The sequence below is a fragment of the Streptomyces sp. NPDC110618 genome, from assembly GCF_055657065.1.
Window position 1 is genome coordinate 48024 of the sequence record NZ_JBVKBN010000035.1, and the last position, 8610, is coordinate 56633.

Annotated in this window: 6 protein-coding genes; 1 reads left to right on the top strand and 5 read right to left on the bottom strand. The window is 72.8% G+C overall.

What is annotated here, in order from left to right:
- The first annotated feature begins 130 nt into the window (after positions 1-130).
- Entirely contained in the window at positions 131-1900 is a 1770-nt protein-coding gene (locus ACZ7L7_RS35655; RefSeq protein ID WP_472077929.1) for a serine hydrolase domain-containing protein, read from the top strand.
- A 257-nt stretch (positions 1901-2157) separates the two neighbouring features.
- Here ACZ7L7_RS35655 and ACZ7L7_RS35660 read toward each other — a convergent pair whose 3' ends face one another.
- From ACZ7L7_RS35660 to ACZ7L7_RS35680, 5 genes are all read right to left on the bottom strand, one after another.
- Positions 2158-2373 (bottom strand): hypothetical protein, encoded by a 216-nt coding sequence (locus ACZ7L7_RS35660; RefSeq protein WP_285515356.1) that lies wholly within the window; start codon positions 2371-2373, stop codon positions 2158-2160.
- A gap of 69 nt (positions 2374-2442) precedes the next feature.
- Positions 2443-4020: a phytoene desaturase family protein gene (locus ACZ7L7_RS35665; RefSeq protein ID WP_285515357.1), complete on the bottom strand. Its 1578-nt coding sequence runs from the start codon at positions 4018-4020 to the stop codon at positions 2443-2445.
- A 73-nt stretch (positions 4021-4093) separates the two neighbouring features.
- The gene (locus tag ACZ7L7_RS35670) at positions 4094-6331 is read right to left on the bottom strand and encodes a serine/threonine-protein kinase (RefSeq protein WP_471592276.1); all 2238 of its coding nucleotides are present in this window, start codon (positions 6329-6331) and stop codon (positions 4094-4096) included.
- Positions 6332-6393: 62 nt separating this feature from the next.
- Complete coding sequence (locus tag ACZ7L7_RS35675; RefSeq protein WP_471432336.1) at positions 6394-7236, bottom strand: oxygenase MpaB family protein; 843 nt, start codon at positions 7234-7236, stop codon at positions 6394-6396.
- 9 nt (positions 7237-7245) lie between these two features.
- On the bottom strand, positions 7246-8424 hold the full coding sequence (locus ACZ7L7_RS35680; RefSeq protein WP_285515360.1) for an acyl-CoA dehydrogenase family protein: 1179 nt from the start codon (positions 8422-8424) through the stop codon (positions 7246-7248).
- Positions 8425-8610: the final 186 nt, after the last annotated feature.

Sequence of the window (8610 nt, forward strand, 5' to 3'; positions counted from 1 at the left end):
TCTTGATGGTCCGTCAGATTCGTTCGGTCCGATCCCGGTGGTTGACACACCTCCCGCCTGACAGGAAAGTTTCAGCGCGCAAGGTGATCCCGGAAAGATACTTTCAGACGGACCCGCGGGAGGAACCTCGATGACCGACGACAGACGCGGCCTGACCCGGCGTCAACTGACCCGAAGAGCACTGGCCCTCGGCGGCGCCCTGGCCGTCGCCCCCTTCCCGGCGGGCCCGGCCGCGGCAGCGCCCTCCGACGGCCGCCGCACCCTGCGGTACGGCTCCCCGGAGCGTGCCGGACTCCTCCCGGCGCACCTGCGGCAACTCGTCACCGACGCGGAGGCGTTCCTCGGCCCCTCCCCCGCCCACCCCTGGTACGCGGGCGCCGTGCTGCTCGCCGGGCGGGGCGGCACCGTGGCACTGCACGAGCCCATCGGCATGGCGGTGCGCTACTCGGCGTACGACGAGAGGACCGACACGGGCGTCGAGTTCCCGGCCGACCGGCAGATCCCGATGGCCAGGGACACCGTGTTCGACCTGGCGTCGGTGTCCAAGCTGTTCACCTCGATCCTCGCCGTGCAGCAGATCGAGCGGGGAGCGCTGGGGCTGGAGGCGACGGTCGCCTCGTATCTGCCGGAGTTCGGCGCGGCGGGCAAACAGGACATGACTGTCCGTCAACTGCTCACCCACACCTCCGGGTTCCGCGCCTGGATCCCGCTCTACAACGCGCCCACCCACGAGGAGAAGCTCCAGCTCATCTGGAACGAAGCCCCGCTGAACCCGCCGGGCAGCCGCTACCTCTACTCCGACCTCAACCTGATCTCGCTCCAACTGGTCCTGGAGAAGGTCACCGGCCGCCCGCTGGACGCCCTGCTCCACGAGGAGATCACCGGCCCGCTCGGCATGGACCGCACCCGCTACAACCCGCCCGCGTCCTGGAAGCCCCGGATCGCGGCCACCGAGGACGCCCGCAAACCCTGGTCCGGGCTGGACCGGGGTCTGGTGTGGGGCGAGGTGCACGACGAGAACGCCTTCGGTCTCGGCGGCGTCGCCGGACACGCGGGCGTCTTCTCCTGCGCCTGGGATCTCGCGGTGCTCGGCCGGGCCCTGCTCAACGGCGGCGCGTACGGCAGGACGCGGATCCTCGAACCGGGCTCGGTGGAGCTGATGTTCACCGACTTCAACACCGACTTCCCCGGCGACGAGCACGGTCTGGGCTTCGAGCTCTACCAGCACTGGTACATGGGCGCGATGGCGACCCCGCGCACGGCGGGTCACACCGGGTTCACCGGCACCTCACTGGTCCTCGACCCGACGACCGACTCCTTCCTGGTGGTGCTCGGCAACTCGGTGCATCCGGTGCGCAGTTGGCGTTCCGGCTCGGCTCCCCGGGTGGCCGCCGCCAACCAGCTGGCCCGAGCCGTACCGGTCCGCCCCCGCCATCGCCGTACGGCCTGGTTCTCCGGCATGGCGGGCTCCACGGCGGCCACCCTCGCGCTGCCCGCGCTGGACACCTCGGCGGGCGGTGCCCGGCTGCGCTGCTCGCTGTGGTGGGACACCGAGCCGCAGGCCGACGTGCTCGCCCTGGAGGCGTCCGCGGACGACGGGACGACCTGGCAGCCGGTGCCGTTTACTACCGACCGCCCCGGCGAACCTGCGCAGGAACGCCCCGGGGGCACGGTCACCGGCTGGTCGGGCCGGGTCTGGCACCGGGTGACGGCCGACCTGCCACCCGCCCGGAGTGTCGTCCTGCGCTGGCGGTACGCCACGGACCGCCTCTACGTGGGCCGGGGTGCCTACGTGGACGGCCTGCGCGTCACGACCCAGCGCCGGGTCCTGTTCGACGAGGCCCGCCCGAAGGACGCAGCCCGGATCACGGCGTCGGGGTGGACGGCGTCGGCCGACTGACCGGCGCCCGGCCCTAATTCAGGTGCCGCCGGACGCGACCCCGGCTACGGTTGCCGTTGTTCAGGTGCGCAGGTTGCGGCTACTTCGCCTCTCAAGCGGGTAACGCGGGTTCGAATCCCGCCGCCGGCGCGCACGCCGGTGTCGTCCAGCGGCCCAGGACGCCTTACAGTTCGCCGCCGCCGTCCTCGATCTCTGAACACCTTGGCAGGAGAGCCGCCCCCGGCTGGAGAAGCCGGGGGCGGCTGTGCCTGTGCGCGTCAGGCCTCCCACGTGTCCGGGCCGCCGCCCTGCCAGTCGATCAGCGCCGACTGCACGACATCCATCTCGTCCCAGTCCTGCAGCCCCGCCTCCTGCACGAAGGCCACGACATCGAGCGGCCGGTAGGCGATACCGACGTAGCGGCCGCCGATCCGGACGCGTCGGCCGCCGTCCGGGGCGGGCGGGAGGACGGTGACGGGGCGATCGGTGGCCATGCGCCCAGCCTGCCCCTGGCGCGGGCGGGGCGCACGAGGTGGTGCTCCGGTCGTAGGCGTCCCTGCCGCTCAGGCCTCGCCCCGCTCCAGTACGGCCATCGCCGCGTTGTGGCCGGGGACGCCGCTGACTCCGCCGCCACGTACCGCGCCCGCGCCGCACAGCAGGACGTTGGCGTGTTCCGTCTCCACGCCCCAGCGGCCGGTGCCCTCCTGGGTGTGGGGCCAGGACAGGTCGCGGTGGAAGATGTTGCCGCCGGGCAGGCGCAGGTCGCGCTCCAGGTCGAGCGGGGTCTTCGCCTCGATGCACGGGCGGCCCTCGGCGTCCGTGGCCAGACAGTCCGCGAGGGGTTCGGCCAGATGGGCGTCGAGCTGGGCGAGTGTGGACTTCAGGAGTTCCTCGCGTACGGCGTCGTTGTCCCGGTCGAAGAGCCGTGCGGGGGTGTGCAGGCCGAAGAGGGTGAGGGTCTGGTAGCCGCGCTCGACGAGGCCGGGGCCGAGGATCGTCGGGTCGGTGAGGGAGTGGCAGTAGATCTCCGAGGGCGGCGCGGTGGGCAGCTGGCCCGCGGCGGCCTGGGCGTGGGCGGTGGCGAGCTGCTGGTAGCCCTCGGCGATGTGGAAGGTCCCGGAGAACGCCTCGCGCGGGTCGACCGAGCTGTCGCGGAGCCTGGGCAGCCGCTTGAGGAGCATGTTCACCTTGAGCTGGGCGCCCTCGGCGGGGTCCGGCGCGGCGCCGCCGGTCAGGGCGGCCAGTTCCTGCGGGGAGGCGTTGACCAGGACGTGCCGGGCGGCGGCGATGCCCTCGCCGTCGGCGGTGCGGTAGGTGACCTCGGCGGTGGTGCCGTCGGTGGCGATCCGGACCGCCTCGTGGCCGGTGGCGATCTCGGCGCCCGCCGCGCGGGCCGCCGCGGCGAGGGCGTCGGTGAGGGCGCCCATGCCGCCGACGGGCACGTCCCAGTCGCCGGTACCGCCGCCGATGACGTGGTAGAGGAAGCAGCGGTTCTGCTTCAGGGACGGGTCGTGGGCGTCGGCGAAGGTGCCGATGAGCGCGTCGGTGAGGACGACGCCCCGTACGGTGTCGTCCGTGAAGCGGTCCTCGATGGCGACGCCGATCGGCTCCTCGAACAGCAGCCGCCAGGCCTCCTCGTCGTCGACGCGGCGCCGCAGCTCCTCGCGGCCGGGCAGCGGTTCGATGAGCGTCGGGAAGACCCGCTGGGCGACCTGACGGGTCAGCCCGTAGAAGCGCTGCCAGGCCGCGTACTCGCGCTCCGAGCCGGTCAGCCTCGCGAACGCCTCCCGGGTGCGTCGCTCGCCGCCGCCCACCAGCAGCCCGGTGGCCTGTCCGTCCCGTTCGACGGGGGTGTACGAGGAGATGGTGCGGGCGCGGACCCGGAAGGTCAGGCCCAGGTCCCGCACGATCTTCTTGGGCAGCAGGCTGACCAGGTAGGAGTACCGCGACAGCCGGGCGTCGACGCCCTCGAAGGGCCGGGTGGAGATCGCGGCGCCGCCGGTCCGGTCCAGCCGCTCCAGCACGAGGACCGACCGTCCGGCCCGCGCCAGATAGGCGGCGGCGACCAGGCCGTTGTGGCCGCCTCCGACGATGACGGCGTCGTACGCGCGATGTCCCGGGTGTCCCTCGTGTGCAGCCATGCCTCTTGGTAACACGGGATGATCTAGGTCGGCCAGGGCTGCGCGGCGATCAGGCTCCGGCGGCACGGCATGCTCAGCGTCCGCCCGTCGTCCCCTGCTGCCGCAGCACCGCGACCCTTCGGTACAGCTCGACCGCCTCCGCCGCGCGGCCGAGTTGTTCCAGGCAGTGGGCCTCGTCGTTGCGGCTGGCGAGGGTGTCGGGGTGGGCGGGGCCGAGGACGCGTTCGCGGGCGGTGGCGACCCTGCGGTACTCGGTGAGGGCGTCGGGCCAGCGGCCCAGCCAGCCGAGGGCGACGGCCACCTCGCGGCGGCTGACGAGGGTGTCGGCGTGGTCGGGGCCCAGGACGCGTTCGCGGATCGCGCAGACGTCGCGGGACTCGGCGAGGGCCTCCTCCCAGCGGCCGAGGCGGCCGAGGTTGACGCCGAGTCCGTGGCGGGCGCGCAGGGTCTCGGGGTGGGTGGGGCCGTGTGCCCGGGTGCGGTCCTCGATGAGCGCGCGGTACACCCGCAGCGCATCCGTGCTGCGGCCGAGGCGGCCGAGGCTGATGCCGACCTCGTAGCGGGCGGCGAGGGTGTCGGCGTGCTCGGGGCCGAGGGCGCGGGCGCGGGCCTCGGCGACTTCCCGGTAGGTGTGCAGGGCCTCCGACCAGCGGCCCAACTGGCCGAGCGCGTACGCCACTTCGTAGCGGGTGACGAGGGTTTCCGGGTGGTCGGGGCCGAGCACCCTCGTGCGGGCGGCGGCGACCTCGCAGGCCATGCGGTAGGAGTCCGCCAGGCGGCCGAGCCTGCTCAGGTTGAAGGCCAGGTTGTGGCGGCAGCGCAGGGTGTCGGGGTGATCGGGGCCCATGGTGCGCTCGCGGGCGGCGAGGACCGACAGATACACCTGGTGGGCGTCGAAGTGGCGGCCCAACTGGCCGAGGACGTAGGCCATTTCCTGGCGGGCGGCGAGGGTGTCGGGGTGGTCGGGGCCGAGGGCGAGGCTGCGGGCGCGGGCCACGTGCTTGTACTCGCGCAGGGCGTCGGCGGCGCGGCCGGTGCGGGACAGGGTGAAGGCGACCTCGTAGCGGCTGGCGAGGGTGTCGGGGTGGTCGGGGCCCAGTAGGTGCTCGCGTTCGGCGGCGACCGCGCGGTGGACCTCTCCGGCCTCCGCCCAGCGGCCGAGCCTGCCGAGGCTCAGCCCGGCGTTGTGGCGGCCGGCCAGAGCCGCCAGGGCCGCCGGGTCGGGGGCGGGCGGGGCCGCGGCGACGGGCTCCTCGGGGCGTCCGACGGCCGGGCGCGGGATCCACTCCCCGGTCAGTCCGGCCCCGGCGTCCGGGGGTGTGCTGCGCAGTCCGGCGCCGGTGGCCTTGTGGCCGGTGGTCATGCCCCGGGTCCAGGACGGCAGCCGGGCCTCGCGTCCGGCCGGGTCCGGCCGGACCGGGTCGGGGCGGGGGGTGAGGACGGTCGGTACGTACGTCGGTGTGCCGCGGCCGAGGGCGATGCGGCGGCCCACCTCGCGGGCGTCGTACGGGCGGTCCTCGGGGCGTTTGGCGAGCAGGTGCAGGATGATCCGCTCCAGGAACTCGGGGAGTTCGGCGCGGTGTTCGCGGGGCGGGCGCGGCGGGGTGTCGCGGTGGCCGACGAGCACCGCCCAGGCGTCGTCGAGGTCGAAGGGCGGTACGCCGGTGGCGAGTTCGTAGAGCACACAGCCCAGTGAGTACAGGTCGCTGCGCTGGTCGACCTCGTCGCCGCCGATCTGCTCGGGGGACATGTAGTGCGGGGTGCCCAGGGCGATGCCGGTGCCGGTGAGGCGGGAGGTGAAGCCGATGTCGGCGCCGAGGCGGGCGATGCCGAAGTCGCAGATCTTCACGGTGCCGTCGGTCAGCCGCACGATGTTCGCGGGCTTCAGGTCGCGGTGCACGATGCCCTGTTGGTGGGTGTAGGCGAGGGCGGCGGCGACCTGGTCGGCGATGTCGAGGACCGCGGGCACGGGCAGCGGGTGGTGCCGGTTTTCCTCCAGCAGCCGGCTGAGGTTGCGGCCCTCCAGCAGTTCCATGACCAGGTAGAGGACGCCGTCGGACTCGCCGAAGTCGTGCACGACGGTGATGCCGCGGTGCTGGAGCGCGGCGGCGACGCGGGCCTCGCGGCGGAACCGTTCCCTCAGGACCCGGGTGAAGGAGTGGTCGTGGCCCGGGTTGAGCGGCTTGAGACATTTCACGGCGACGTGCCGGCCGAGCGATTCGTCGCGGGACCGCCACACCTCGCCCATGCCGCCGCGCCCGATCAGGTCCAGCAGCCGGTACCGGCCCTGGATCAGCCTGCTCTCCCCCACCCGCGTCGCCCCCGTCGCCGTGGTCCTCCCCCGCCATGCCCTGGCTCGTCCAGTATGGCGAGCTATCGTCCGAGTTTGTACCGTGCGGGACGCGAGCCGGGTCCGAGCCGTTCCATCGCCCGGATGATGTGTTTGGGCGGCAGTTGCCAGCGCAGCCGGTCGGGAACGGCTCGCAGAAGACGGCCCGCGGCCCGCAATCGCCGGTCCACGACGGCCGGTTCGGGGGCCGGTCTGCCGTACAGCTCGTGGGCGTACGGGGGCAGTGCGGCGTACGCCAGCCCGGCCACGCGCCGCCACACCAGTTCGCGTGCCGGGACCAGGAGGCGGGGTGTGGGCGGGCGGCGCAGGAAGTCGTCGACCTCGCGTGCCTCGGGTCCGGCGGCGAGTTCGGGACGTACCTTCTCGAAGTAGGCCGCCATGTCGGCCTGGTTCGCGGGGACGGTGTCGGGGTCGAGGCCCACCAGGCGTGCGCTGACGAGGTGCTCGCGGATGTACCGGTCGGCCTGGGCGTCGGTGAGCCGGAGCCCCGAGCGGCGCGCGACGCTGAGGTAGGAGTCGATCTCGGCGCAGTGCACCCACAGCAGCAGCGCGGGTTCGTCGACGGGGTACTCCTCGCCGGTGTCGGGGTCGGTGGCGGTCAGCCTGGAGTGGATCTTCCGCACGCGGGCGCCGGCCTTCTCGGCGGCCTCGGTGGTGCCGTAGGAGATGGTGCCGACGAAGTTCGCGGTGCGCAGCAGGCGGCCCCAGGCGTCGTTGCGGAAGTCGGAGTTCTGCAGGACGCCGCGCACTGCCCGCGGGTGCAGGGCCTGGAGGTAGAGGGCACGGACGCCGGCGATCCACATCATGGGATCGCCGTGCATCTGCCAGGTGACGGAGTTCGGTGTGAAGAGCCCGGGATCTCCCATGGGGGCAGGCTAACGCCGGACGCGCGGCATCCCCAGACCGATCCAGGAGATGATTTCCCGCTGGATCTCGTTGTTGCCGCCGCCGAAGGTGAAGATGACGGCGGAGCGGTAGCCGCGCTCCAGCTCTCCGTGCAGGACCGCGCCCGCGGAGCCCTCCTTGAGCGCGCCGGGCGCGGCGACGATCTCCATGAGCGCGGCGTAGGCGTCCCGGCGGACCTCGGATCCGTAGACCTTCACGGCGGAGGCGTCCTGCGGGGTGAGGGTGCCGTCCTGGACGGCCTGCACCATCTGCCAGTTGAGGAGTTTCAGGGCGTCGAGGCGGACGTGGGTGCGGGCCAGCAGGCGGCGGACCCAGGGCAGGTCGATGACGCGGCGGCCGTCGGCGAGCTTGGTCTCCGCCGCCCAGCGCTGTACGTCGTGCAGGGCGCGGATCGCCATGGTGCCGTGGGCGGCGAGGGTGACGCGCTCGTGGTTGAGCTGGTTGGTGATCAGCCGCCAGCCCTGGTTCTCGGCGCCGACGCGGCGGGAGACGGGGACGCGGACGTTCTCGTAGTAGCTGGCCGTGGTGTCGTGGCCGGCGAGGGTGTTGATCAGGGTGCAGGAGTAGCCGGGATCGCTGGTCGGGACCAGCAGCATGGTGATGCCCTTGTGGGCGGGGGCGGCCGGGTCGGTGCGCACGGCGAGCCAGACCCAGTCGGCGGTGTCGCCGTTGGTGGTCCAGATCTTCTGCCCGTTGACGACGTATTCGTCGCCGTCGCGCACCGCGCGGGTGCGCAGCGCGGCGAGGTCGGTGCCGGCGTCGGGCTCGCTGTAGCCGATGGCGAAGTCGATCTCGCCGGACAGGATCCGGGGCAGGAAGTACTCCTTCTGCTCCTCGGTGCCGAACTGCATGATCGTCGGGCCGACGGTGTTCAGTGCCATCAGCGGCAGCGGCACGCCCGCCTGGGCGGCCTCGTCGAAGAAGATGAACTGTTCCATGGCGCTCAGGCCGCGCCCGCCGTACTCCTTGGCCCAGCCCACTCCCAGCCAGCGGTCCTCGCCCAGGCGCCGGATCGTCTCCCGGTAGAACCGCTTCTGCGCGGCCGGTTCGGTGTGCCGGGCGCGGGCGTCGTCGGGCACCAACTCGGCGAAGTAGGCGCGCAGTTCGGTGCGCAGCCGCTGCTGCTCGGGCGTCTGGTCCAGATGCACGGCGCCTCCAGTTCCGTTCGGCCGGTCCTGTCGGCGCACACGGTAGAACGTGTTTCAGTAATAGGGAATGCCCGTGGGCGTCCGTACCCGAGGATGCTCCTATGGATGTCAAGCGGCTTCGGCGAGGTCGCTGTGGGTGGCGTCGCGCCCGGTGTGCGGTGTGTGGAGTGACTTGATGAGGATGCG

Excerpts from the sequence above, each read along its gene's own strand:
- ACZ7L7_RS35675 (WP_471432336.1), bottom strand. The coding sequence starts at position 7,236 with ATGGGAGATCCCGGGCTCTTCACACCGAACTCCGTCACCTGGCAGATG.
- ACZ7L7_RS35665 (WP_285515357.1), bottom strand. The coding sequence starts at position 4,020 with ATGGCTGCACACGAGGGACACCCGGGACATCGCGCGTACGACGCCGTC.
- ACZ7L7_RS35660 (WP_285515356.1), bottom strand. The coding sequence starts at position 2,373 with ATGGCCACCGATCGCCCCGTCACCGTCCTCCCGCCCGCCCCGGACGGC.
- ACZ7L7_RS35655 (WP_472077929.1), top strand. The coding sequence starts at position 131 with ATGACCGACGACAGACGCGGCCTGACCCGGCGTCAACTGACCCGAAGA.